This is a genomic window from Ferranicluibacter rubi (assembly GCF_011603255.1).
GTDB classification, from domain to species: domain Bacteria; phylum Pseudomonadota; class Alphaproteobacteria; order Rhizobiales; family Rhizobiaceae; genus Ferranicluibacter; species Ferranicluibacter rubi.
Genome location: NZ_JAANCM010000002.1, coordinates 127,346 through 150,712 on the forward strand (window position 1 = coordinate 127,346; position 23,367 = coordinate 150,712).

At 63.9% G+C, this 23,367-nt stretch carries 22 protein-coding genes; 11 read left to right on the top strand and 11 right to left on the bottom strand.

Going from position 1 to position 23,367, the window contains the following annotated elements; all coding sequences use genetic code 11:
* Window positions 1-13: 13 nt before the first annotated feature.
* Window positions 14-628, top strand: coding sequence for a cytochrome c oxidase assembly protein (locus G8E10_RS04440; RefSeq protein ID WP_132712991.1), 615 nt, complete (start codon window positions 14-16; stop codon window positions 626-628).
* A gap of 138 nt (window positions 629-766) precedes the next feature.
* The gene (locus G8E10_RS04445; protein WP_110732613.1) at window positions 767-1,642 is read left to right on the top strand and encodes a cytochrome c oxidase subunit 3; all 876 of its coding nucleotides are present in this window, start codon (window positions 767-769) and stop codon (window positions 1,640-1,642) included.
* 387 nt (window positions 1,643-2,029) lie between these two features.
* On the opposite strand, the gene G8E10_RS04450 is transcribed toward G8E10_RS04445, so the two are convergent.
* Entirely contained in the window at window positions 2,030-2,959 is a 930-nt protein-coding gene (locus G8E10_RS04450) for a Gfo/Idh/MocA family protein (protein ID WP_132712989.1), read from the bottom strand.
* Window positions 2,960-3,075: 116 nt separating this feature from the next.
* Between G8E10_RS04450 and G8E10_RS04455 the strand changes: the two genes are divergently transcribed.
* The gene (locus tag G8E10_RS04455) at window positions 3,076-3,930 is read left to right on the top strand and encodes a GNAT family N-acetyltransferase (protein WP_132712988.1); all 855 of its coding nucleotides are present in this window, start codon (window positions 3,076-3,078) and stop codon (window positions 3,928-3,930) included.
* Between the two features lie 21 nt (window positions 3,931-3,951).
* Here G8E10_RS04455 and G8E10_RS04460 read toward each other — a convergent pair whose 3' ends face one another.
* The 3 genes from G8E10_RS04460 to G8E10_RS26220 form a co-directional block, all read right to left on the bottom strand.
* On the bottom strand, window positions 3,952-6,027 hold the full coding sequence (locus G8E10_RS04460) for a prolyl oligopeptidase family serine peptidase (RefSeq protein WP_167127350.1): 2,076 nt from the start codon (window positions 6,025-6,027) through the stop codon (window positions 3,952-3,954).
* A gap of 181 nt (window positions 6,028-6,208) precedes the next feature.
* Window positions 6,209-8,092, bottom strand: a complete 1,884-nt coding sequence (locus G8E10_RS04465; protein WP_167127353.1) for an ABC-F family ATP-binding cassette domain-containing protein — start codon at window positions 8,090-8,092, stop codon at window positions 6,209-6,211.
* Between the two features lie 63 nt (window positions 8,093-8,155).
* Window positions 8,156-9,259, bottom strand: coding sequence for a diguanylate cyclase domain-containing protein (locus tag G8E10_RS26220; RefSeq protein ID WP_167127356.1), 1,104 nt, complete (start codon window positions 9,257-9,259; stop codon window positions 8,156-8,158).
* 311 nt (window positions 9,260-9,570) lie between these two features.
* Between G8E10_RS26220 and G8E10_RS04475 the strand changes: the two genes are divergently transcribed.
* A complete protein-coding gene (locus tag G8E10_RS04475; RefSeq protein WP_167127359.1) occupies window positions 9,571-10,320 on the top strand; it encodes a class I SAM-dependent methyltransferase in 750 nt (249 codons plus the stop codon).
* Between the two features lie 4 nt (window positions 10,321-10,324).
* On the opposite strand, the gene G8E10_RS04480 is transcribed toward G8E10_RS04475, so the two are convergent.
* Entirely contained in the window at window positions 10,325-10,825 is a 501-nt protein-coding gene (locus G8E10_RS04480) for a DinB family protein (RefSeq protein WP_167127362.1), read from the bottom strand.
* A gap of 143 nt (window positions 10,826-10,968) precedes the next feature.
* On the opposite strand from G8E10_RS04480, the gene G8E10_RS04485 reads away from it, so the two are divergent.
* Complete coding sequence (locus G8E10_RS04485; protein ID WP_167127366.1) at window positions 10,969-11,676, top strand: glutathione S-transferase family protein; 708 nt, start codon at window positions 10,969-10,971, stop codon at window positions 11,674-11,676.
* 127 nt (window positions 11,677-11,803) lie between these two features.
* Window positions 11,804-12,226: a nucleoside-diphosphate kinase gene (gene ndk, locus G8E10_RS04490; protein ID WP_110799630.1), complete on the top strand. Its 423-nt coding sequence runs from the start codon at window positions 11,804-11,806 to the stop codon at window positions 12,224-12,226.
* Window positions 12,227-12,322: 96 nt separating this feature from the next.
* Here ndk and G8E10_RS04495 read toward each other — a convergent pair whose 3' ends face one another.
* From G8E10_RS04495 to pgsA, 4 genes are all read right to left on the bottom strand, one after another.
* Complete coding sequence (locus G8E10_RS04495) at window positions 12,323-13,057, bottom strand: hypothetical protein (RefSeq protein ID WP_167127369.1); 735 nt, start codon at window positions 13,055-13,057, stop codon at window positions 12,323-12,325.
* A gap of 454 nt (window positions 13,058-13,511) precedes the next feature.
* On the bottom strand, window positions 13,512-14,000 hold the full coding sequence (locus G8E10_RS04500) for a molybdenum cofactor biosynthesis protein MoaE (RefSeq protein WP_281517407.1): 489 nt from the start codon (window positions 13,998-14,000) through the stop codon (window positions 13,512-13,514).
* Window positions 14,001-14,010: 10 nt separating this feature from the next.
* Window positions 14,011-14,271 (bottom strand): molybdopterin converting factor subunit 1, encoded by a 261-nt coding sequence (moaD, locus tag G8E10_RS04505; protein WP_167127375.1) that lies wholly within the window; start codon window positions 14,269-14,271, stop codon window positions 14,011-14,013.
* On the bottom strand, window positions 14,268-14,858 hold the full coding sequence (gene pgsA, locus G8E10_RS04510; protein WP_132446896.1) for a CDP-diacylglycerol--glycerol-3-phosphate 3-phosphatidyltransferase: 591 nt from the start codon (window positions 14,856-14,858) through the stop codon (window positions 14,268-14,270). Before pgsA ends, moaD begins: the two co-directional genes overlap by 4 nt.
* 276 nt (window positions 14,859-15,134) lie before the next feature.
* Here pgsA and G8E10_RS04515 point away from each other — a divergent pair, with 276 nt between their 5' ends.
* Window positions 15,135-15,686 (top strand): acyl-CoA thioesterase, encoded by a 552-nt coding sequence (locus G8E10_RS04515; RefSeq protein WP_167127378.1) that lies wholly within the window; start codon window positions 15,135-15,137, stop codon window positions 15,684-15,686.
* A gap of 3 nt (window positions 15,687-15,689) precedes the next feature.
* On the opposite strand, the gene uvrC is transcribed toward G8E10_RS04515, so the two are convergent.
* Window positions 15,690-17,753, bottom strand: a complete 2,064-nt coding sequence (uvrC, locus tag G8E10_RS04520) for an excinuclease ABC subunit UvrC (RefSeq protein ID WP_167127381.1) — start codon at window positions 17,751-17,753, stop codon at window positions 15,690-15,692.
* Window positions 17,750-18,514, bottom strand: coding sequence for an SDR family oxidoreductase (locus G8E10_RS04525; RefSeq protein ID WP_167127384.1), 765 nt, complete (start codon window positions 18,512-18,514; stop codon window positions 17,750-17,752). The genes uvrC and G8E10_RS04525 overlap by 4 nt, the downstream gene beginning before the upstream one ends.
* A 367-nt stretch (window positions 18,515-18,881) precedes the next feature.
* Here G8E10_RS04525 and G8E10_RS04530 point away from each other — a divergent pair, with 367 nt between their 5' ends.
* The 4 genes from G8E10_RS04530 (at window position 18,882) to G8E10_RS04545 (ending at window position 23,367) form a co-directional block, all read left to right on the top strand.
* On the top strand, window positions 18,882-19,520 hold the full coding sequence (locus G8E10_RS04530) for an outer membrane protein (RefSeq protein ID WP_110799622.1): 639 nt from the start codon (window positions 18,882-18,884) through the stop codon (window positions 19,518-19,520).
* Between the two features lie 139 nt (window positions 19,521-19,659).
* A complete protein-coding gene (locus G8E10_RS04535) occupies window positions 19,660-20,121 on the top strand; it encodes a DUF1284 domain-containing protein (protein WP_110799621.1) in 462 nt (153 codons plus the stop codon).
* Window positions 20,122-20,215: 94 nt separating this feature from the next.
* Window positions 20,216-22,009 (top strand): sensor histidine kinase, encoded by a 1,794-nt coding sequence (locus tag G8E10_RS04540; RefSeq protein ID WP_167127387.1) that lies wholly within the window; start codon window positions 20,216-20,218, stop codon window positions 22,007-22,009.
* The gene (locus tag G8E10_RS04545) at window positions 22,006-23,367 is read left to right on the top strand and encodes a sigma-54-dependent transcriptional regulator (RefSeq protein ID WP_167127391.1); all 1,362 of its coding nucleotides are present in this window, start codon (window positions 22,006-22,008) and stop codon (window positions 23,365-23,367) included. The genes G8E10_RS04540 and G8E10_RS04545 overlap by 4 nt, the downstream gene beginning before the upstream one ends.

The window sequence follows — 23,367 nt, forward strand, 5'->3', positions numbered from 1 at the left end:
GAGACGGACGGCCATGGCATCGCATCCGGCACGACCAACCTCACAGGCTGAACGCCGCAACGGCGTGATCGTCGGCGCCTGCGTCGCCTTCGTCGTGGGCATGGTCGGCATGGCCTATGCCGCCGTGCCGCTCTACGACATGTTCTGCAAGGTCACCGGATACAACGGCACGACGAAGCGCGTCGAGCAGGCTTCCGACACGATCCTCGACAAGACCATTCGCGTCACCTTCGATGCCAACACCTCTGGCGATCTGCCCTGGCACTTCACGCCGGTCGTGCGCGAGATCTCGCCAAAGATCGGCGAGACGGTGCAGGTCGAATTCAAGGCGAAGAACATGGCGGATGTTCCGACCACCGGACAGGCCGTCTTCAACGTCACGCCCATGCAGGGTGGCGCCTATTTCAACAAGGTCCAGTGCTTCTGCTTTACGGAGACGACGCTGCAGCCGGGTGAGGAATTGGAGATGCCGGTCGTCTTCTTCGTCGATCCGGAGATCGTCAAGGCGGCGGAAACGAAAGACATCGGCACGCTTACTCTGTCCTATACCTTCTATGCGCGCCAGCCATCGAAGCCGGTCGCCGCACTGAAGCCCAGGGATGGCACCGTGCCGGACAAAAAACTTTAACGCGCCGCACCGGCAGGGCCGGCTAGGCGTGAACGACATCAGGAGACCGATCGCACGCTTGTAATCTCGCGGGTGTTCGGGAAGAGTGGGACGGCAAGACCGGACCGCTTCAGGCGAGGGGACGACGGGGAGAACGACATGGCCGACACGCATCAGAAGAACCACGACTATCACATCATCGATCCCAGCCCCTGGCCGCTGCTCGCCTCTATCGGCGCCTTCGTCATGGCCTTCGGCGGCGTCGCCTATATGCGCTATCTCTCGGGCGGTTCGTTCAAGATGTTCGGGCTGGAATGGGCCAATCCGTGGATCCTCTTCATCGGCCTCGCGATCGTGCTCTACACCATGTACGCTTGGTGGGCGGATACGGTGAAGGAGGCCCATGAGGGCCACCACACCCGCGTCGTCTCGCTGCACCTGCGCTACGGCATGATCATGTTCATCGCGTCGGAAGTGATGTTCTTCGTCGCCTGGTTCTGGGCTTACTTCGATGCCAGCCTGTTCCCCGGCGAGGCCATCCAGGCCACCCGCACAGCCTTTACAGGCGGCCAGTGGCCGCCGAAGGGCATCGAGGTTCTCGACCCCTGGCACCTGCCGCTCTACAACACCGTCATCCTGCTGCTCTCGGGCACCACCGTCACCTGGGCGCACCACGCGCTGCTCCACGGCGACCGCAAGGGCCTCATCAACGGCCTCGCGCTCACCGTCGTCCTCGGCGTCCTCTTCTCCTTCGTGCAGGGGTTCGAGTATGCCCACGCCCCCTTCGCCTTCAAGGATTCGATCTACGGCGCCACTTTCTTCATGGCGACCGGCTTCCACGGCTTCCATGTTCTCGTCGGTACCATCTTCCTCGCCATCTGCCTCATCCGGGCGCTGAAGGGCGATTTCACCCCCCAGCAGCACTTCGGCTTCGAAGCCGCCGCCTGGTACTGGCATTTCGTCGACGTCGTCTGGCTGTTCCTTTTCTTCTCCATCTACATTTGGGGCGGCTGGGGCGCACCGCTCGCCGGCTGATCGCTCGCGAAACAACCGACGGACGCTTCGGCGTCCGTCCTCTTCTGACAGGGTCATTCGAGGGATTTGCCGTGCCGGTAGAGGTGCTTTGGAGTTTTAGCCTTTAAAGACCGATCGCGACTGATGTCAGCCTCTGCGCGATGTTCGGCATCGCAACCCGAACAATTCACATTGTCGCTTGCGTCCAAACTGTCCCGATACCCTGCGGGATCAGCTTCTTGCTGTCTGCGAGCAGGCGTATATGTGCAAGCCATCCCAGAACATTGAGATGGCTGGTCTCTGACCTAGCGGACCTCAGGTCTCACTCTTCGGTATCATATGCGGACTAACGAACGGGAAGCCGTCGGTCCGGCCGGCCGAACGTCCGACTTCCGGCACCTCACACCCTCAGTCGTAAAACGCCTCGACTGTCTTCCGGCTGCCGAGCATGAAGATGTCGGCGATATGGCGCAGCGGGGCGACGTCAACCTCGGAGCGACCGGCGCGAACGAGATCGTGGAAGCGGGCATAGAGCGTAGGATATTCCGTCTCCTGCTCGTCGGCGCGCATCACGCCATCGACGGAGAGCCGGGCGCCGCCATTGCCGAGAATCATCGTGCCGGCATCGGTTTCCACGATGATGTCCCAGCGGTCGTCGCTCGACTGGCGGCGCCAGTCCATGTCGGCGGTTACCGGAATGCCGGACGCGCTCTGGAAGTCGATCTGGGCGGCAATCGGCGCATCGCGATTCTCGGGAATTTCGAGCGTCGAGCGGGTGACGAAGACCGGCATGGGCAGGATATGCGTCATGATCGACAGGGCGTTGATGCCGGGATCGAACACGCCGAGGCCGCCTGCTTCCCAGATCCAGTCCTGGTTCGGATGCCAGCGCCGCACGTCCTCGTTCCAGATGATATCGACGCGGCGAATGGTTTTGTCGGCAAGAAACGCCCGTGCGGGCTCGACCGCGGGTCCGAATCGCGAATGCCAGCTGGTGAACAGCGTGACGTTCTTCTGCTGAGCCAGCGCCTCGAGGATGGCGACCTCACTCAGCGTCGCGCCCGGCGGCTTTTCGAGGAAGACGTGCTTGCCGGCTTCCAGCGCCTTGTAGGCAGCATCGAACCGAACGCGTGGCGGCATGCAGAGCGAGACCGCCTCGATCTCCGGCATGGCGGCCAGCATGTCCTCGATGGCGGTGAAGTTCTCGACGCCATCGACGCTGCCGTGCCGGCTTGCGGCCGCGACCAGCCGGTATCCGGGATTGTTGTGAATGGATGGCAGATGCTGATCGCGCGCGATCTTGCCAACGCCGACGACAGCAATAGAGATGGGGTTCATGGTGTTCCGCCAGATTGTATGACTTATGTCCGGCTTTGTACCAGAAAGGCCGGAGCGGGCAAGGCGGTCCGGCCTTGCAATGATGACGGCCCGAAAGAACGAACCAAGGAAATTGCATGTCCCCGACGATACGCAACGCCACCCGCGCGGAAATCGAAGAGATCATCGAATGGGCCGCACGCGAGGGCTGGAATCCCGGTCTCGACGATGCGAGCGCCTTCTACGCTGCCGACAGCCAAGGCTTCTGGGTGGCGGAGGAGGGCGGCGCGCTTGCGGCGGCGATTTCCGTCGTCCGCTTCGGGCCGGATTACGCCTTTCTCGGCTTCTACATGGCGCATCCGGATTTTCGCGGCCAAGGCCTCGGCTATGCCCTGTGGCAGGCGGCGCTGGCCGCGCAAGGCACGCGCATCATTGGTCTCGACGGCGTCGTCGCCCAGCAGGCGAGCTACCAGCGTTCCGGCTTCGCCTATGCGCACGCGAACATGCGTTACGGTGGCATGCCGCAGGTGACGCCGCCGCCCGGCACCGATCTCGTCGAGGTCGCCCCCGTTCATCTGCCGCTGCTCATCGACTACGACGCTCGCTTTTCGCCAGCGCGACGCGATGCCTTCCTCGGGCAATGGCTGAAGACCCAACCGACCCGGCAGAGCATCGCGCTCCTGCGCGGCACAGAGGTGCAGGGCTACGGCACGATTCGCACCTGCCGCGAGGGCCAGAAGATCGGGCCGCTGTTCGCCGATACGGAAACCGGTGCCGACCTTCTCTTCCGCAAGCTGGTCGCGACCGGCCTTGAGATGGGCGGCGACGGACAGATTTTCCTCGATATCCCCGAACCGAACGGCGCCGCCAAGGCGCTCTGCGACCGCTACAATCTGAAACCGGTGTTCGAGACCGCCCGCATGTATCGCGGCGATGTTCCCGACCTGCCGCTTTCCCGCATCTTCGGGATCACCACTTTCGAATTGGGTTAGGCGAGCCGGGATAGGCCCGCATCATTCCGTTGCGGCAGGCTTCATGATCGTCTGCCGCAGGAAGCTGTAGCCCGTGGCGATTCGGGCAGCGGAGGCCGCCGTGTCGCCTTCGCCGCCATGGCCACCGGATGTGAATTCGTGGAACAGCGGATCGTGCCCCAACTCCCGCAGTTGCGCGGCAAAGCGGCGGGCATGCGAGGGATGCACCCGGTCGTCATTGCTGGAGCTTTCGATGTAGATCGGCGGGTAGGTGACCTCCGTTGCGGGACGCACAGCCTGCAGCGGCGAATAGGCCAGCATCGTCTCCCGGTCCTGCGCATTGTCGGGATCGCCGTACTCGTCCATCCACGCCCGCCCGGCGGGGAAAGTGTGGAAGCGCAGCATGTCGAGCACCGGCACCTGGCACCAGACGGCGCCGAAAAGGTCTGGATAGCGCGTCAGCATTACCCCGGTCAGAAGCCCGCCATTGCTGCCGCCATTGCAGGCAATGTGCTGCGGCTTCGTGTAGCCACGAGCGACGAGATCGCGGGCGATCGCGGCGAAATCGGCAAAGGCCCGGTGCCGCCCCTCGCGCTTCGCCGCTTTGTGCCACGCGGCACCGAACTCGCCGCCGCCGCGGATATAGGCCTGCACATAGGCGCCGCCCTGTTCCAGCCAGCGCCCGGTGACGCCGGAATAATAGGGCTGCAACGGCACTTCGAAGCCGCCATAGCCGTAGAGGAGCACGGGCAGGGTACCCATGTCGAAGGTCGCAGGCAGCACCAGCCGATAGGGCACCGCCGTCCCGTCCTCCGACGTCGCTTCGAGCAGCAGGCTCGACATGCCGCTTGCGTCGAAATAGGCGGGCGAGGCGGCGACGGGCTGTAGCGCCAGCGGCTTGGCGCGGTCGGAGAGATCCAGCCGGTAGAGGGTCGGCGGCTGAAGGAAGCCCTGTCCGGAAACGATCAGTGTGTCATCGCCGAGATGCAGGTCGGAATAGAGTGGGTGGTAGGACAGGGTCTCCACCCCGTCGGGCAGGGTTAGCTCGAACGGCTCGGCGTCCTCGACGCGGAGATCGAGGAGAAACAGACGCGGCGTCATGGTGTCGGCTATGGTGAAGACGCACCAGTCCCGCAGCAGCATGAAGTCCGTGCAGAACCGGCGACCGGTGGGCGTGAACAGCACGCGGGCCGGGGCCGGCGGCTGGTCGCTGCCGAGCCGGACGGGAAGCTCCTGCAGCACGAGCGAACCGCTTGGCACACGCTCGTCCGTCTTGGCCCGCCACAGGCAGAAGCGATGATTGGTGCCCGCGTCACTCTCCCTGGGGATATCGAGCGGCACGGGCGTCCCGCCGTTCTTCGATACGACATGGCTGGCCGTCCCGATCGTGTGGACCGCCGTGAAGATCGACAGCCTTTCGTTGCCGGAAAGGTGATCGCCTTGGGAAAGACGGGCCATTTCGGGGCCGTAAACCGTCCCGTAGCCGGTCACGTCGCTGTCTTCGGCGGCAAAGACGGTTGCTGCCTCTGCAACGTCCTGCCCGCGCGCTACGCGTCGTCCGACCCGGGGCCAGCTGGATTGCGTGGCCGATTCCCGGTCGATCGAGCCGAAATACAGGATGTGGTCGAGGCTTTCCCACGTGGCGTGCGAACGCGCGAGCGGTGTCGAGAAGCCGCCTTCCACGAAGGCGAGGCTCTCGCAGTCGAACTCCCGGAAGATGCGTAGGTCCGATCCGCCGTCCGACAGCGACAACAGAACACGCGACGGATCCCATGGACAGGTGACGGCACCGCGCCAGATCCACGTCCGTCCCTCGGCGGCGTTATAGGCGTCGAGATCGAACACCGTCTCCCACGCCGCCTCCGGCACCGGTGCCTGGGTTGCCGGCAGCCTCTGCCACACGCCCATCGGGTTTCCAGCGGTCTTGCGGAAGGTGTTCAGCCAGTCGCCGCGCCGGGAAAAATGGATCAGCCGGTCGTCGCGCTCCATCATCGCCTTGAAGGCCGCTGCGTCCGCATCAAAGGCGTCCGTCTTGAGCGCGGTGTCCGAAAGCACATTCTCACGTGCCACGAAGTCGACCGTGCGGGCATCGTCGTCGGTCTCGAGGTAAAGGTGCATGGGGTGTCTGCCTTTCCGTTGAAGCCGGTCGAGGGATAATACGGTTTCCGGTTGATCAGACCGGAAGCTGTATTCCGTCCATTGAAAATCTGGCCGTCCGGCCAGAGATTTTCGATGATTCTTGTCTCCGGTTCGCGGAACGCGATCAGCCGGAAACCGTAAAGAGAGAAAAGGCGGACCGTCAGCCGGCCATCGCCTCCTCGTATTGCGCGGACAGGTCCAGCCACTGCTCTTCGGCGGTGCTCAGCTTTGCCGCCGTCTCGCCGCGCTGCTTCACCTTCTCGGCGGCCTTCGCGGGGAATTTCTCGTAGAGCACGGGATCTGCAAGTTCTGCATCAAGCGCCTGAATCTGCTTCTCAAGCTTTGCCGTCAAGGATTCGATATCGTTGATCTTCTTGCGCAACGGCGCAAGGACGGCGCGCTTTTCCGCGTTCGCCTTGCGTTGCTCCGCCTTCGACGTCGCGTCCTCGATTATCTCAGGCTTTTCGTCTTTTTTTTTACCCGAGGAGACGATCAGGCTGCGATACTCTTCCATATCGCCGTCGAAGTTCGAAACCGTGCCGTTGTTGACCAGCCACAGGCGATCCACCGTCGCCTCGATCAGGTGACGATCATGCGAGATCAGGATCACGGCGCCGTCGTAGTCGTTGAGCGCCTCGATCAGCGCGCGTCGGCTGTCGATGTCGAGATGGTTGGTGGGTTCATCGAGGATCAGGAGGTTGGGGTGGTGAAAGGCCGCAAGACCCATCAGCAGGCGCGCCTTCTCGCCGCCGGAGAGATCCTTGGCCGCCGTCGACATCTTCTCGGTCGCAAGCCCCATCTGCGCCACGCGGGCGCGCACCTTGGCTTCGGGAACGCCCGGCATCAGGCGGCGGACATGCTCCACCGGCGAATCGGCCGGCACGAGGTCGTCCATCTGGTGCTGCGCGAAGAAGCCGATCTTCAGGTTCGGCGCCAGCTTGATCTCGCCGCCATCTGCATCCAGCCGCCCGGAGACGAACTTCGCGAAGGTGGACTTGCCGTTGCCGTTCGAGCCGAGCAGCGCGATGCGGTCGTCATTGTCGATCCGCAGCGTGATGTTCTTCAGGATCGGCTGGCCCGGGGTGTAGCCGACGGAGGCATTCTGCAGCTGGATGATCGGCGAGGCCGGCTGCTTCTCGGGAACCGGGAAGGTGATCGGCTGCACATGGTCCTCGATGACCGAGGCGACGGTGCCCATGCGCTCCAGCGCCTTGACGCGGCTCTGTGCCTGCCGGGCCTTCGAGGCCTTGGCCTTGAAGCGGTCGATGAAGGTTTGCAGGTGCTTGCGCGCCGCGTCGTTCTTTACCTTGGCCTTCGTCTGCAATTCCATCGCCTCGGCGCGCTGGCGCTCGAACTGGTCGTATGAACCGCGGTAGAAGGTCAGCTTCTGCTGGTCGAGGTGGATGATGGCGTTGACGGCGGTGTTCAGCAGGTCGCGGTCGTGGCTGATGATGATGACGGTGTGCGGGTAGCGGCGGATGTAATCCTCCAGCCACAGCGTGCCCTCAAGGTCGAGATAGTTGGTCGGCTCGTCAAGCAGCAGCAGGTCCGGCTCCGAGAAGAGCACGGCGGCCAGCGCCACGCGCATCCGCCACCCGCCGGAAAAGGACGAGGCCGGGCGCAGCTGCGCGTCGTGGTCGAAGCCGAGGCCGGCGAGGATCGAGGCCGCGCGCGCTTCGGCCGAATGGGCCTGGATGTCGGCAAGCCGCATCTGGATATCGGCGATCCGGTTCGGGTCAGTGGCGGTCTCGGCTTCCGACAGAAGCGCCTCGCGCTCCTTGTCGGCCTTCAGCACGATTTCGATCAGCGGCTCTTCCGTGCCCGGCGCTTCCTGCGCCACCTGGCCCATTCGCGAATTCTTGGGGATGGAGACGAAACCGCTCTCGCTCTCCATCTGTCCCGTCAGGATGCGAAAGAGCGTCGATTTGCCTGCGCCGTTGCGCCCAACGAGGCCGGCCTTCGTGCCCTCGGGAAGCGAAATGTTGGCGTGGTCGATCAGGAGGCGTCCGGCGATGCGGGCCGAGAGATTGGATATCGTAATCATGCCGGCGTTTTGGCCGATGTAGGGCCGGAAGGCAAGAGAAGCCGCAGGACTCCCGTGAGGCCTTTACGCCCGTTGCAGCCCGGCGATCTGCGCGCACATCATCGGCGTGCAGCGTAGGATGCCCTGCCGCCCGTCTGCCCGCACCACGGTCAGCGCCATTTCCGCATGATGCATCAGGTCCTGCGGCCCGTTGACGGTGGCCGTCGTCGCGATGCCGGCGGAGAGCGACAGAGCCTCGGTGGTGAATTCGCGGCTGGCGAGGCGGATCTGGAGAGACTGCACGGCATCGCGGATGCGGGTCGCGATGGCTTGGGCATTCTGCTCGCTGACATCGTTCAGCAGGAAGGCGAAGGCGTCGTAGCCGATGCGTGCCACGACATCGCTCTTCTTCACCGACTTGCGGAAGATCGCGGCACATTTCTTCACGGCCTTCTCGCCGGTCTCCGGCCCATGCTGCTCGGTGAGCATCTTCAGCCGTTCCACGATCACCAGAACCAGCGCAGCCGGCTTCGTCGTCACGTCGGCCTCGTCGAACAGGCCCGCGATCTTCAGCGAAAGGGCCGTGCCGTTCGGAAGCCCCGTCAGGGCGTCGCGCAGCACCGCCCGCTGGTCCGCCGCGATCCGCCCTTGCGCATCACCGAGCGCTGCAACCGTGGTTTCCAGCGTCTCCGCCAGCCGCTTCTCACGCTTGCGCAGTTGGGTCAGCGTCTGGCGCAGGGCGCGAGCCTCCTCGGCAAAGTCCGACATCGACATGACGGGGTCCGCATCGAGCCTCTGCAGGAAGGCATCGAGCGTGTCGAAGGCCTCGGCCTTGGGCCGGCTTTCCTCCGAGATCGCCGTCGTCATGGTCTGGATCGCTTCCATGGCCGCCTGCTGGGCCTGCCCAAGCGCCTGTCCCATATGCCCCGGCAGCTTGCGCCGGAGGCCGATCGCGTCGAGCGCCTTTTGCGAAGGGGCGGCCCCGAGCGCTGCGAGATCGCGGCTAAGGCCCGAGGGTCCGCTGGAGAACGCCTCGTAGAACAGCTCGTAATTGCGCGGCAATGGCTGCACGCCGAGATGCGCCATGGCCTGCGCCACACGCTGCACCACGCCGTTGGTCTGCTCCGCGACATGCCTGTCGATTCTGACGGCCGTGCCGCTTCGGCTGATCTGTTCTCTCGTTGCCACGTGTCTACCCATTCCTGCGCACCGCATTCGCCGGTCGTTTCCGGCACTATATCCCGATAAGCTTACGTAAACTTCAAGGCCTCCTCTGTCAGCACTCTTCTCGCCCTCCTGACGTCGAAGTGAGCAGAGGAGGTTTTCCCGACATGACCTTTTGGGGGCCTGCCGGCAAAAATAAACCCGCCTTTTCTATCTCGTGAAAACCGGAAAACCTGCGATAGCTTCGCAACCCGCCGCCTGGATGCGAATCGGTTGCGGCAACGTTGGCGCTCGGATGAGACGAGCGTCGAACCACAGGAAACGGAACGTCAGTCATGAGCGTCCTGCGCAACCAGCTTCTTCCCTGGATCAAGGTCCTTGCCTGCCAGGCGCTCGTCCTCGTCGCTGTCCTCTTTCTGTCGCGCTGGATCACGCCGGGCACGCTTCCCGTCCTGCTCGGGCAGGGCGCAGCGGCCGCGGGCCTTGGGTTCCTCCTGCGCATGCCGCGCATCTGGCTCGTCGTGCAGTTCCTGCTGCCGGTCGCGGTGGTCTATGGCGATGCCGTGCCCGCCTGGGCCTATCTCGTGGCCTTCGTGCTCTGCGCGCTGGTCTACTGGAACAGCGCCTCCGAGCAGGTGCCGCTCTACCTCACCAACCGACGAACCTGGCAGGCGCTCGCCGATCTCGTGGCCGCTTCCGGGGCAAAGAGCGTTGTCGATCTCGGCAGCGGCATGGGGGGCGTCGTCACCTTCCTCGCCCGCGCCCAGCCCGGCGTCGAGGTCAGTGGGTTGGAAACGGCGCCTTTGGTCGTGGCCGCGTCCAAGCTCCGCATCGCCCTCAGCCGCCTTCCCAATGCCCGCATTGTCTATCGCAGCCTGTGGGAGGCGGAACTCGGCAATTACGACGTGGTCTACTGCTTCCTCTCGCCGGTGCCCATGGCCCGTCTCTTCGAAAAGGCGCGGCATGAAATGCGCCCGGGCACGCTCTTCGTCAGCAACAGTTTCACCGTCCCCGGCCGCGCCGCCGACCGCATCCTCGATGTCGACGACGGCCGCCGCACCCAGTTGCACATCTACACGCTCTGACGCCTCAGGCGGCGCGACTTCGCAGGAAATACACCAGATCCAGCACCACGCTTGGCTGTCCAAGAGTGGTTAGGATCATATGGCACTGTCCGCGATGATGGGTCTGGTGGTTGAAGAGATGGGCGAGGCAGGGGCTGAGCGCCTGGGTGATCGGCTCGGGAATGCTGATCGGCGTGTAGGTGAAGACGCCGGCAAGGTCGTCCGTGCCGAGGCTGTCGATCCACGTCGCAAGCCGCCGGTCCTCCACCACCCGCGCGGCCCTCAGCGGCTCAAAGTCTTCGAAGAGGACCGCATCGAGCGTGGTCGGCGCGTCGCCCTTGCCCATAAACCGCTTCATCCAGATCCGGTCGGTGGCGAGCAGGTGGTTGAGCGTTCCGTGCAGGGAGCCGAAGGCGGCGCCGGTCTGCCTGCGGCGTCCCTCCTCACCGAGCACCTCGGCTGCGGCATAGATGCGGTCGTTGGCCCAGCTGTTATAGGCGGCGAACATACGGAAATGGTCGATCATGGCGGCTCCGGCGCGTCGGAAAACCCAACCCTACCTTGCCAAGGGTTCAACAGGCATGATGCCATTCATGAAATTTGCTGATTTGCTTTCGTCCGCCGTCCGCGCTCACATGGCTCGGAGATGAAACCTTGCGGAGACCTGCGATGACGAGAACGCTTTACGGCCTGTGTGGCGAAGATCGGGAGAGGCCCTTTTCACCGCATGTCTGGAAGGTCGTGATGGCGCTTGCCCACAAAGGGCTCGACTGCCGCTTCGTGCCGCTGGGCTTTACCGAAATTCCAAAGGTCGAAGCCGGCGCGACGAAGATGGTGCCGTATCTCATCGATGGCGAACAGGCCGTCGTCGACAGCTTCGCCATCGCCCGGCATCTGGACGCGACCTATCCGAACCGGCCAACGCTCTTTGCCGGGGAAGGGGGCCAGGCGACAGCACGGTTCGTGGAGGCTTTCTCGCAAACGGTGCTGCATCCGGCCATCGTCCGCATCATTCTCGTCGATATCCACGATCGCCTCGCGCCCGAGGATCGCGCCTATTTCCGCAAGAGCCGCGAGGCCGCGTTCGGAAAGACGCTGGAAGAGGTCGTCTCCGCAGCACCCGCGGAGCGGGCGGCCTTTGCGGAGAAGCTCTTGCCGCTGCGCTACATGCTGAAGAAGCAGCCGTTCATCGGCGGCGAGACGCCGCTGTTTGCGGACTACATCGTCTTCGGCGCGCTGCAATGGGCCCGCATCATGTCGCCGCAAACGCTGCTCGAGCCAGGCGATGCCGTCTCCGAATGGTTCGAGCGTTGCCTCGATCTCCACGACGGTCTTGGCCGCGGCATATCGCCGGCCAGTATCGCAGAAGCCGCCTGAAAACAGGGCTCGATCTTCGCCGCGCCGTTTTCGAAATAAGGCCGCGCAGCGCCATTCCCCTTGTCTTGCACGCGGCGGCTCGCTAAGGAACCGTCCAAACGAACGCAACTCCTAGGGATTTGACACCATGGCGATTGAACGCACCTTTTCGATGATCAAGCCGGACGCAACGAAGCGCAACCTGACCGGCGCGATCACCAAGATGATCGAAGACGCCGGCCTGCGCGTCATCGCCTCCAAGCGCGTCTGGATGAGCCAGCGCGAAGCCGAAGGCTTCTACGCCGTTCACAAGGAACGCCCCTTCTTCGGCGAACTGGTCGAAGGCATGACGTCCGGCCCGACGATCGTTCAGGTTCTGGAAGGCGAGAACGCCATCCTGAAGAACCGCGAAATCATGGGTGCGACCAACCCTGCCAACGCCGACGAAGGCACGATCCGCAAGACGCATGCTCTGTCGATCGGCGAAAACTCCGTCCACGGCTCCGACGCCCCGGAAACCGCTGCCGAAGAAATCGCATACTGGTTCTCGGCCACCGAAATCGTCGGCTGATATCGGTCGAAAGATCTGGAATGACGAAAGGCCGGGGCAGCAATGCTCCGGCCTTTCGCGTTGTGGCTATCGGCGGCGCGCGACGGTGCCGATTAATCAGGGGGTGGGCGGCGGCGTTGCCTCGGGTGCCGTTCCGGGGTTCTTCGTCGAGATCACGTGGGGGACGCCACGGTCGGTAATGTCGATGACATTGATCGCGTAGACTTCCCTGAGGAACAGGTAGAGGAAGGCAAGCGAAAGCGTGAGAATGACAATGCCGATGACGGCGGAGGTGATGTGGATCTTGGTCGGCTCAAGGACGATCGTCGTCACACCCAATGGCGAGGCCGCGCCTGGGTCGGGAGCCTGTGCAGGGGGATCGGCAGCCTCTGGGGCAACGACACCCTGCGTGACCGTGCCGGTAGCAGCGGCAGCATTCCCTGCAATCAGCCGGCGCGAGACGATCATTTCATAACCTGCAAACAAGACGCCGGATACCGAGACGAGAACGACCACACCCAGCAAAACGTTGGCAGCGAGGAGCTGCCAGGCGAAAACGGCCTGCTGGTGCAGCCGCAGCTTGTTGCCGTTGTCGTTGACCGAGATCAGGCCCTCGTAGTAGCTCGCCAGCGCCCGTGTGCTTGCGTCGTTGATCGTGGACCTGTCGGTATCCGAGAGGCTGCGCAGCGTGCGGAGTTGCTGGGAGAGATCGGCAATGACCTGATCTTTTTCCTCCGACAGCGTCTGCAGCGCGGCAAGGTCCCCTTGCGGTTGTGGCGACTGGGCGCGACCGGGCAGGGTGTTGAGCAGGAGACCGGCGATCACGACGATGAGCAGGGCGAGACAGCGCATGATCATTGTCCGCAGAGGCAGGAGGCATATTTCAGCGGGTCGGACACGGCAGAACACCAGTCCGGGACGGCGTGGCATGCGGGTAAGCGTGGCACGGGAAGCGTTGTATCCAGCGATCTCGTGGGGCCGTCCGTTCGCGGGACAGTGATCTGATCGAAGGTGTTGCCGCCGAAGCCGAGGTTCGGAGGCGGTTGGAAGACAGGCGCGCTGTAGCGTCGCTCCAGAATGATTGCGCCCATATCTGGAGGCGCATCCTGGGCGTAAAGCTCAGCGCTTGGCAGGAATAGAAGAACGGCGAGGAGAGCTTCGATCTTGGCCATGCGCTGATATAAGCACAGACATTTCTGGTTGCCTACCAACCTGAAATACACGCGGAAAGGGTGAGGGGTGGTGTCCGGTCACGTATCGCATGGAAAATGCATCGGCCCGATTTACGGCCGTCTTGGCGGCGATATCAGCCTCGCGTCCACCGGTCCCGCGCCGTATCGTCAGCATCCTTCGCAGAGACCCAGCCGCGAGCTGTTCCGTCCTTCAGGTGCTCCTTCTTCCAGAAGGGCGCCGCGGTCTTCAGGTAGTCCATGATGAAGGACGCGCCGTCGAAGGCTGCCTGGCGATGGGTGGAGGCCGCAATGACGAGGACGATGCGCGCGCCGGGGTCGATGCGGCCGAAGCGGTGGATGGCGGTTGCGCCCTGAAGGTCGAAGCGCGTAACGGCCTCTTCACAAATCCGCCGGATCTCGGCTTCCGCCATGCCGGGATAATGCTCCAGCTCAAGCGCGGCCAGCTGGCCTTTTTCCTCCCGGCAGAGGCCGGAGAAGGTAACGACCGCGCCGATGTCGGTGCGGCCGGTCGACAGTGCCTCGATCTCGGCCGCCGTGTCGAAATCCTCGGCCTGCACCCGAACGGTGACGGACGCAGGCGGGGACAGGGACGGAGCAGCCAATGTCATCTCCTCAGCCGCCCGTCATCGGCGGGAAGAGCGCGATCTCGCGGGCCGAGCCGAGCGGTTCGTCATGCTCCACATGCTCCTGGTCGATGGCCACGCGAATGACGTTCTCGTGCTCCAGCGCCGCTTCGTAGTCCTCGCCGCGGGTTTTCAGGAACGCGATGAGATCCCTGGCGGTGACGACGGTGTCGGGCAGCGAGACGATCTCGTCACCCACGCCGATGCGCTCGCGCACCCAGGCGAAATAGACGAGCCGGACCTCTCTCATTCGGCCACCAGATGCTTCAGGCCGGCGCGGAAATAATCATAGCCGGTGTAGAGCGTAATGGCGGCGGCGAGCCACAGCATGATGATGCCGGTCTCGGTCGTGTAGGGCAGAACCTTGTCGCCGGCAGGGCCCGCCAGCAGGAGGGCGATGGCCACCATCTGGATCGTCGTCTTCCACTTGGCGATCCGCGTCACGGGTACGCTGACCTTCAGCGCCGCCAGATATTCGCGCAGGCCCGAAACGAGGATTTCGCGGCAGAGAATGATGATCGCGGCCCAGATCGACCAGCCGGCAATGGTGCCGTCGGCGGCCACCAGCAACAGCACGGAGGCGACCAGCAGCTTGTCGGCGATCGGGTCGAGCATGCGGCCGATATTGGAGGTCTGCTTCCAGATCCGCGCGAGGTAGCCGTCGAAGAAGTCCGTGATCGAGGCCACCGCGAACAGGCCGAGCGCGGTCCAGCGGGCAAAGTCGGAGCTTTGCAGCTTGCCCTCGATAAAGAAGCACAGAACGATCAGCGGAACCGCGAGAATGCGCGCGTAGGTGAGGAGATTGGGAATATTGTAGGCGACGGGCACGGTTCGCATGTCAACTCGGTCTCTGGACTTGGTACGCATTTCGTACAGGCGGGATGAAAGACGTCGTGACCCGGAGGTCAACCGGTTTTTGATGAATGAGCGGCAATTGTGGCGGAATTCATCTGAACAGGCCGTGAACCACCGCGACACGCCCGCCCTGATCTGCGACCTTCCCCGGAAAAGGCGATGCGCGGATGACGCCGACCTTATACGCGCACGACGCGTTGCGAAAGCCGGCGGGCGCTGTAGTGTCTGTCAATCAACGCAACCGTGGAAGGAAACGGGATGGACGAGGCGAACGCGACGCATGAAGCGGGAGAGTTGGAAATGGTCGTGCTGATGACGCCCGACATGGCCAATTTTTCCGGCAAGGTCCACGGCGGCGCGCTGCTCAACCTTCTCGACCGCGTCGCCTTTTCCTGCGCCTCGCGCTATTCCAAGCGCTATGCGGTGACCTTGTCGGTCGATCAGGTCGTGTTTCGTCAGCCGATTCTCGTCGGCGAACTCGTGACGTTCCGCGCCTCCGTCAACCAGACCGGCCGTACGTCGATGGAAGTCGGCATTCGCGTCGAGGCCGAAGACATCCGCTCCGGCGTCCGCCGTCATACCAATTCCTGTTATTTCACTATGGTTGCAGTGGATGACGAGGGCCGCCCGACCGTCATTCCCGCCGTGGTGCCGAAGACGGACATGGCCCGCCGCCGGCAAAAGGCAGCCGACATTCGCCGCACCCTGCGCCGCGAGTTCGAGGCCCGTTTTCACGCCGCGAGCGAAGATCGCGGCCACGCCGCCAGCGACGATAACTGTCCCACCGGCAGCGAAAATGGCGCGGGCTAAACGTCAGTTCCGCGACACCGCCGTGCCGTCCTCGTGGAAGTGGTCGTAGACCAGCTTTGCCACGGCCTCCGATATGCCGTCGACGGCGACGAGGTCGTTCATGCCAGCGCGCGACACGGCTTTCGCGGTGCCGAAATGGTGGAGCAAAGCGCGCTTGCGCGTCGGGCCGATGCCGGCGATCTCGTCGAGCGGATTTTTCACCATCTCGCGCTTGCGCCGCGCCCGGTGGCTGCCGATCGCAAACCGGTGTGCCTCGTCCCGCAGCCGTTGGATGAAATAGAGCACCGGATCGCGCGGGGCCAGGGTAAAGCCATCCCGCCCGACCGTCAGACCGCCAGCCGTGGCGACCGGCGGGAAGAACCGCTCGCGGCCTGCTTCCCGGTCCACGCCCTTGGCGACGCCGATCGCGATCACGCAGTCCTCGATGTCGAGCTCTTTCAGGATGGTCCGAACCGCGGTCATCTGCCCCTGTCCGCCGTCGATCAGGATCACGTCCGGCCATGCAGGGAAGCCGGCGTCCTCGCCGGGCTCGACGCTCCGGTCGGGCTTGCCTTCCTCCTTCAGGAGGCGCGAGAAACGCCGCGTCATCACCTCGCGCATCATGCCGAAGTCGTCGCCCGGCGTGATGTCGGTCGATTTGATGTTGAACTTGCGATACTGCCCCTTCACGAAACCTTCCGGCCCCGCCACCACCATGCCGCCGACGGCATTGGTGCCCATGATGTGGGAGTTGTCGTAAATTTCGATGCGCCGCGGCACGCGGTCCAGCTTGAAGGTCTGCATGAAGCCCTCCAGCAGGCGGCCCTGTGAAGCGGTTTCCGCCAGCTTCCGGCCATGGGCCTCGCGCGCATTGGTCATGGCGTGATCGACGAGATCCTTCTTCTCGCCGCGCTGCGGCGCGAGAATCGCCACCTTGAACCCGGATTTCTCCGAAAGCGCCTGGCCGAGAAGATCCTGCTCCAGCACCGTCTCGCACAGCAGGATCTGCTTCGGGCAGGGCTTGTCGTCATAGAACTGCGCGAGGAACGCCGCCAGCACTTCGGCCGGCGCGAGCGAAGGGTCCGCTTTGGGGAAGTAGGCGCGGTTGCCCCAGTTCTGCCCGGTGCGGAAGAAGAACACCTGGATGCAGGACACGCCGCCTTCATGGTGGATTGCGAAAACGTCCGCTTCCTCGACGCCCGATGGGTTGATGCCCTGATGGCTCTGTACATGCGACAGCGCCGCCAGCCGGTCGCGGTAGAGGGCGGCGCGCTCGAAGTCGAGATTGTCGGACGCCTCGCTCATGGCAGACGCGATTGTCGCCTTGACGGCCTGGCTCTTGCCCGACAGGAAATCCTTGGCCTCCGTGACCAGCTCCGCATAGTCGTCGTCGCTGATCTCGCGCGTGCAGGGCCCGGAACAGCGCTTGATCTGGTGCAGCAGGCAGGGACGCGTCCGGCTTTCGAAGACGCTGTCCGTGCAGGTGCGCAGCAAAAAGGCGCGCTGCAGAGAATTGATGGTGCGTCCCACCGCGCCGGCCGAGGCGAAGGGGCCGAAAAACTGGCCCTTGCGGCTGCGCGCGCCGCGATGCTTGTAGAGCGCGGGCGCTCTCGAGTCGCCGGTGACGAGAATATAGGGAAACGACTTGTCGTCGCGCAGAAGCACGTTGTAGCGCGGCCGCAGCCGCTTGATCAGGTTCGCCTCGAGCAGCAGCGCCTCGATCTCGGTGCGCGTCGTCACGAACTCCATGTTCGCCGTCTGGCGGATCATCTGGGAGATGCGGTTGGAATGGCCGCGCCCCTGCGCATAATTGCTGACGCGCTTCTTCAGGCTGCGCGCCTTGCCGACATAGAGAACGTCGCCCGCCTCGTTGAACATGCGGTAGACGCCGGGGCTGTTGGGCAAAAGCTTGACGAAGGCCTGGATCAGCTCCGCACCGCGTAAGCCGTCGGGAACGGCAGAGGTTTCCGCCCAGTCGATATCGGCCACCGGCGACGGGGCCTCGACCGTCTCGATCGCATCCTCGTCGTCGTCGCTCAACGTCTCGTCGTACAAGATGCCGCCATCCTGCGGCGCCCGTCCGTTCATTCCACGATCTCCATTTGATCCGGCGTCTGCCACGCCAGATGCTGGCCGCCGTCCAGCGCAATCATTTGCCCGGTCATCGACGGCGTGTCGAACATATAGCGAATGGTGCGCCCGAAATCCCCAAGTCCCGGGCCGACCTTCAGGATCAGCGATTCTACCTGAGCCTCGAAGTCGGCCTGGTTCTGCCGATCGTTCGGCAGGGTCGGGCCCGGTCCGATGCCGTTCACCCGGATCGCCGGCGCCAGAGATTGTGCCATCGTCACCGTTGCCGTCAGCAGCGCCGACTTCGATAACATATAGGAATAAAATCGCGGGTTTGGAGACCAGACGCGCTGGTCGATCATGTTGACGATCAGCCCTGTCGCATCCGCCGGCATCTGTGCGGCGAAATGGCCGGCGAGAACGGAGGGCGCCTTGACGTGCAGGGCGAAGTGCCGGTCCCACACGGTTTCGTCGAACGCGTCGAGGCTGTCCTTGGCAAAGACGGAGGCATTGTTGACGAGCAGGCCGAGCGGCCCGATGGCGTCCGACGCGTCCCGCACCAGCCGGCCGAGATCCGCGGCATGGGAGAGGTCCGCCTGCACGACGGCAGCCGTGGCGCCTTCCGCCTGAAGGCTAGCACAAAGCGCCTGTGCCTCGTCCAGCGAACCATTGGCATGGATGGCAACGGCAAAACCGTGACGTGCCAGATCCTCGACGATCGCGCGGCCGATCCGCTTTGCCCCGCCCGTCACCAATGCCGTTTTCAGAAGATGTCTCACGCGCGTTCGTCCTTCACGATTCTGATCGCAGCCGAAGCCAGATCATAAAAGAACAGCGTACGCACGGCAAAACCACCGGATCATTCGTTAATGCAAAGTGAACGAAACGGCGCGGAATTGATGAAAATTCAAGGAACAAAGGTGAGATGACAGTATAGTGCGAGCATGGTTAACCAAATGCCTGTTGCATTGAAACAACATCGTTTTTCAGCCACGTCTCTGCCTCAATCATTTCACAATTCGGCTCTTGGAAATCCGCATTTGGACATCAATTTCATCTCAACCGAGCGGGGTTGAACGAAATTACCGGCGCCGCATCGGATGATAAGGAAATCGGTCCAGCGCCGGTCTGATAAGGAGATCTAGTATGCGTACTCTCGTCACCACTCTCATGGCTTCGGCCTTCTCTCTCGTCGCTTTCTCGGCTGTCAACGCAGCGGACGCCATCGACGAAGTTCCCGCAGCACCGGCTGCCGACTATACGGCTCCGGCCGTCAAGAACTGGGCCGGCGCTTACGTCGGTGGTACCGCCAACTGGGGCCATGGCAAGTTCAAGGGCACCGGCGACAACAGCGCAGCCGGCTTCGGCGGCGGCCTGTACGGCGGCTACAACATGCAGGAAGGCCAGATCGTTTACGGTGCTGAAGCCGACATCAACTACGGCGACAACGATGCAAGCCGTCCGGGCCGCAGCATGGAACAGGGCGTCAACGGCTCGCTCCGCGGTCGCGTCGGTTACGACGTCAACCCGGTTCTGCTCTACGGCACGGCCGGTGTGGCTGCTTCGAGCCTGAAGGCCCGCCAGCTCGGCGGTTCTGACAAGAACACGGCGATCGGCTGGACGGCTGGTGCCGGTGCCGAAGCCTTCGTCACCGACAACGTCACGGCCCGCGTCGAATACCGTTACACCGACTACGGCAAGGAAAGCTTCAGCGTTCCCGGCCGCAACTTCTCCTCCGGCTATGACGAACACAGCGTCAAGGTTGGTATGGGCGTGAAGTTCTGATCGACGGATAAGACCGAGAGGTCGAATTCGAACGCAAGAAACCGCTTGCAGCTTCCGCTGCAGGCGGTTTTTTCGTATGCGTTCATTCGCTCGTTTCCAGGCGATGCGATGCCAGACCTTGCTTATGGAAAACTGTCCGATGACCATTCGCCTGCGCCCGCATCATCTCCTCTGCATGCTGACCTATATCGGCAAGGGCTATAGCCCCGCCTTCGTTCACAACTACGATGCCATCGCGGCGCGGATCAGTGCCGGCGAAGCGCTCGACGTGGTGGATGGACCCGACGATATCTGTCGCCCGCTGCTGGAGACGCCGAACCCGCATTGTTTCAACGACAGCGTGATCGCCCGCGACCGTCGAGCCGCAGCGGACGTATCTGCACTTCTTGGCTGCGACATCCATGCCGGCGTGCGTCTCGTCCTCGATGCGGCCGAGATTGCCCTCCTGCGGACCCACTTTGCCGCCGGCGGCATCCGGGCGGCCTGTACCGGCTGCGAATGGTCGGGCCTCTGCGACGGAATCGCAGCCGACGGCTTTCGCGCGGTGCGCGTGGCACCGGCCGATCCGCAAGACCTTGGAAAGCAAGTCCCTTCTCTATAGGCTGTCTCTGCACGTCTATGGCTCGGCGGGGAGAGCGCCGGGACCGGACTGCAAGCACGGGCGAGGGGGATGCGTTGGGGAGGAATGCGAGGAGATGCTGAGGAGCCTGCGCCACAGTCTGGTCGTGCCGGTGGTGCTGGTCGTCATCGCCGCCACAGGCCTTGCCGTCTGGGGCAACGCCTATGCCAGTCGCCGCTTCATGGCTGAGGCCTCGCTGCAGGCGGGAACGGCTCTGCGCCTCGCGGTCGCTGCCTTGTCGGGCCATCTCCGCCGTTATGAAGCCTTGCCGGCGCTGATTGCCGATCACGACGATATCCGCCGGCTCATCTCCAACCCCGGGGATCAGACCCTGCGCGACAGCGCCAATCACTATCTAAAGGAAATCAACGGTCTCCTGCGCTCCTCCGACATCTACGTCATGACCCGGGACGGCGAGACCATCGCCGCCAGCAATTACGACCGGGCGACGAGCTTCGTCGGGGAGAACTTCAGCTATCGCCCCTATTTCCGCCAGGCGGCGGAGGGCAAGCGCTCGCGCTTCTATGCCCGCGGCACGACGTCGTTCAAGCGCGGCTATTTCTTCGCGGCACCCATCGACATCGACGGCAGGGTCGCCGGCGTCATCGTCTTCAAGGTCGATATCGACATGATCGAGGCGTCCTGGCGGGGCGGCGAATATGAGATCTTCGTGTCCGATCCGGAAGGCGTGATCTTCATGACCAGCAATCCGGAATGGCTCTACGCCAGCATCTTGGCCCTGACGCCCGAACGCCTCCGCCGCACCGAAGCCTCGCGGCGCTATGCCGAGGCCGACCTCAAGGACCTCGGCGTCGTCAGATCGCGCATCGGCGACCACACGTTGATGTCGATTCCCACACGCGGCGCCACGCGAGATTATCTCGTGCTCTCCGAATATGTCAGCGATGCCGACTGGACCGTTCGGGTGCTGATGGACATGAGCTGGGTGCGCTCGCAGACCCATGTCGCGGTTGCCGCCGTGTTTCTGTTCCTCTGCCTTGCCGGCCTCAGCCTCGCCGTCCTCCTCCAGCGGCACGCGCGCCGCAACGAGCGCATGCAGATGCAGGTCGAGGCGAAGGCTGAACTCGAACGGCGCGTCGAGGAACGCACGGCCGACCTTGCCGACCTCAACGCCCAACTGCGCAGCACCCAGGCCGATCTGGTGCAGGCCGGCAAGCTCGCCGGCCTCGGACAGATGTCGGCGGCCCTCTCGCACGAGTTCAACCAGCCGCTCGCCGCCGCCAAGACCTATGCCGACAGCGCCTCGCTGCTGATCGAGCGCAACCGGATCGACGAGGCCAAGGACAATCTGCGGCGCATTTCCAACCTCATCGACCGCATGGCCTCCATCAGCCGCCACCTGCGCAATTTCGCCCGCAAGCCCAACGAGAAGCTGGGGCCGGTGGCACTGGACGACGTGCTGCGCGACACGCTGGAGATCGTCTCGGCCCGCCTTGCCTCGGCCGATGCCGAGCTGGTCGTGGCGCTCGGCGAGCCCGCGCCGCTTGTGCGCGCCGGTTCCGTGCGCCTGCAGCAGGTGCTGGTCAACATCATCTCCAATGCGGCGGATGCGGTGGAGGGCCTTGAGGACAGGCGCATCACCGTCACCGCGACGACGACAGGCGACCGCGTGGCGATCACCATCCGCGACGCCGGGGCGGGCATTCCCAAGGCGATCGCCGAGCGCATCTTCGATCCGTTCTTCACCACCAAGGGCGTCGGCAAGGGGCTCGGCCTCGGCCTCTCCATTTCCTACAATATCGTCAAGGATTTCGGCGGCCGCCTTTCCGTGGAAAATCACCCCGAGGGCGGCGCGATGTTCCGCATCGAACTCGACCGCATGGACAGCAGACGCGAGGCAGCCGAATGACGAGCGAAGCGGCAACCGTTCTTCTGGTCGATGACGAAGAGGAGCTGCGTCGCTCGACGGCGCAGGCGCTCGAGCTTCAGGACCTGACCGTCGAGACCTTCGCCGCCGCCGAAGACGTGCTCGCCCGCGTCGGCTACGGCTTTGCCGGCGTCGTCGTCAGCGATATCCGCATGCGCGGCATGGACGGCATGACGCTGCTGCAGCGCATCCGCGAGATAGACCACGAAATCCCCGTCATCCTCGTCACCGGCCATGGCGACGTGCAACTGGCCGTCAAGGCGATGCGGGAAGGGGCCTATGATTTCATGGAGAAGCCCTTCGGCGTACAGGCGCTCGCCGGCATCATCCGCCGCGCCCGCGACCGGCGCGGCCTCGTGCTCGAAAACCGCCGCCTCCGCGCGGTCGCCGGCAAGCGCGACGACATTGAGGCGCGCATGCCCGGACGGACGCCCGTCATGGTCGATTTGCGCTACCGCCTGCGCGCCATCGGTGCCACCGATGCGGATACGCTGATCATCGGGGAGACCGGTGCTGGCAAGGAGGTCGCCGCCCGCGCGCTGCACGATATCAGCGCCCGCGCCAACCGCCCCTTCATCGCCATAAACTGCGCCGCCTTGCCGGAAACGCTGATCGAAAGCGAACTCTTCGGCCACGAGGCCGGCGCCTTTCCGGGTGCGATTCGCGCCCGCTACGGCAAGTTCGAGCATGCCCGCGGCGGCACCATCCTGCTGGACGAGATCGGCTCCATGCCGATCGAGCTTCAGGCGAAGTTTCTGCGGGTCCTGCAGGAGCGTACGATCACGCGTCTCGGCTCCAACGAGACCGTGCCGCTCGATGTCCGCTTCGTCGCCACCAGCAAGGTCGATCTGGAGGCGGAAGTGGCGGCCGGCCGCTTCCGCGCCGATCTGTTCTATCGCCTCAACGTCGTCACGCTGCATGTGCCGTCGCTCGCCCAGCGCGCCGCCGATATTCCGCTGCTCTTCCTCCAGCTCGTGCGCGAGGCCTCCGCCCGCTACGGCCGCGAGGATATGGATGTGCCGCCCGCCATCGTCTCTGAGGTCGCCCACCGGCGCTGGCCGGGCAATGTCCGCGAGCTGCGCAACGCCGCCGATCGCCTCGTGCTCGGCCTCGACGCCCGCGGCCTCGAGCCTGCGACGGACGATCGGGAGGAAGAGAGCAAGCTCGCACCCCGCGTCGCCGCCTTCGAGCGGGGGCTGATCGCCCGGACACTTGCCGTGCACAGTGGCGCCCTCCGCCCGGTCTATGAGGAGCTCGGAATCTCCCGCAAGACGCTTTACGAAAAGATGCAGAAGTACGGCCTCGACAAGCGCGCCACCTTCGATGAAGGACCGGAATGA

Excerpts from the sequence above, each read along its gene's own strand:
- ndk (WP_110799630.1), top strand. The coding sequence starts at position 11,804 with ATGGCGATTGAACGCACCTTTTCGATGATCAAGCCGGACGCAACGAAG.
- G8E10_RS04465 (WP_167127353.1), bottom strand. The coding sequence starts at position 8,092 with ATGATTACGATATCCAATCTCTCGGCCCGCATCGCCGGACGCCTCCTG.
- G8E10_RS04540 (WP_167127387.1), top strand. The coding sequence starts at position 20,216 with ATGCTGAGGAGCCTGCGCCACAGTCTGGTCGTGCCGGTGGTGCTGGTC.
- G8E10_RS04450 (WP_132712989.1), bottom strand. The coding sequence starts at position 2,959 with ATGAACCCCATCTCTATTGCTGTCGTCGGCGTTGGCAAGATCGCGCGC.
- uvrC (WP_167127381.1), bottom strand. The coding sequence starts at position 17,753 with ATGAACGGACGGGCGCCGCAGGATGGCGGCATCTTGTACGACGAGACG.
- G8E10_RS04455 (WP_132712988.1), top strand. The coding sequence starts at position 3,076 with ATGTCCCCGACGATACGCAACGCCACCCGCGCGGAAATCGAAGAGATC.
- moaD (WP_167127375.1), bottom strand. The coding sequence starts at position 14,271 with ATGAGAGAGGTCCGGCTCGTCTATTTCGCCTGGGTGCGCGAGCGCATC.
- G8E10_RS04445 (WP_110732613.1), top strand. The coding sequence starts at position 767 with ATGGCCGACACGCATCAGAAGAACCACGACTATCACATCATCGATCCC.
- G8E10_RS04480 (WP_167127362.1), bottom strand. The coding sequence starts at position 10,825 with ATGATCGACCATTTCCGTATGTTCGCCGCCTATAACAGCTGGGCCAAC.
- G8E10_RS04485 (WP_167127366.1), top strand. The coding sequence starts at position 10,969 with ATGACGAGAACGCTTTACGGCCTGTGTGGCGAAGATCGGGAGAGGCCC.
- pgsA (WP_132446896.1), bottom strand. The coding sequence starts at position 14,858 with ATGCGAACCGTGCCCGTCGCCTACAATATTCCCAATCTCCTCACCTAC.
- G8E10_RS04475 (WP_167127359.1), top strand. The coding sequence starts at position 9,571 with ATGAGCGTCCTGCGCAACCAGCTTCTTCCCTGGATCAAGGTCCTTGCC.
- G8E10_RS04535 (WP_110799621.1), top strand. The coding sequence starts at position 19,660 with ATGACCATTCGCCTGCGCCCGCATCATCTCCTCTGCATGCTGACCTAT.
- G8E10_RS04495 (WP_167127369.1), bottom strand. The coding sequence starts at position 13,057 with ATGCGCTGTCTCGCCCTGCTCATCGTCGTGATCGCCGGTCTCCTGCTC.
- G8E10_RS04530 (WP_110799622.1), top strand. The coding sequence starts at position 18,882 with ATGCGTACTCTCGTCACCACTCTCATGGCTTCGGCCTTCTCTCTCGTC.
- G8E10_RS04515 (WP_167127378.1), top strand. The coding sequence starts at position 15,135 with ATGGACGAGGCGAACGCGACGCATGAAGCGGGAGAGTTGGAAATGGTC.
- G8E10_RS04440 (WP_132712991.1), top strand. The coding sequence starts at position 14 with ATGGCATCGCATCCGGCACGACCAACCTCACAGGCTGAACGCCGCAAC.
- G8E10_RS04460 (WP_167127350.1), bottom strand. The coding sequence starts at position 6,027 with ATGCACCTTTACCTCGAGACCGACGACGATGCCCGCACGGTCGACTTC.
- G8E10_RS04545 (WP_167127391.1), top strand. The coding sequence starts at position 22,006 with ATGACGAGCGAAGCGGCAACCGTTCTTCTGGTCGATGACGAAGAGGAG.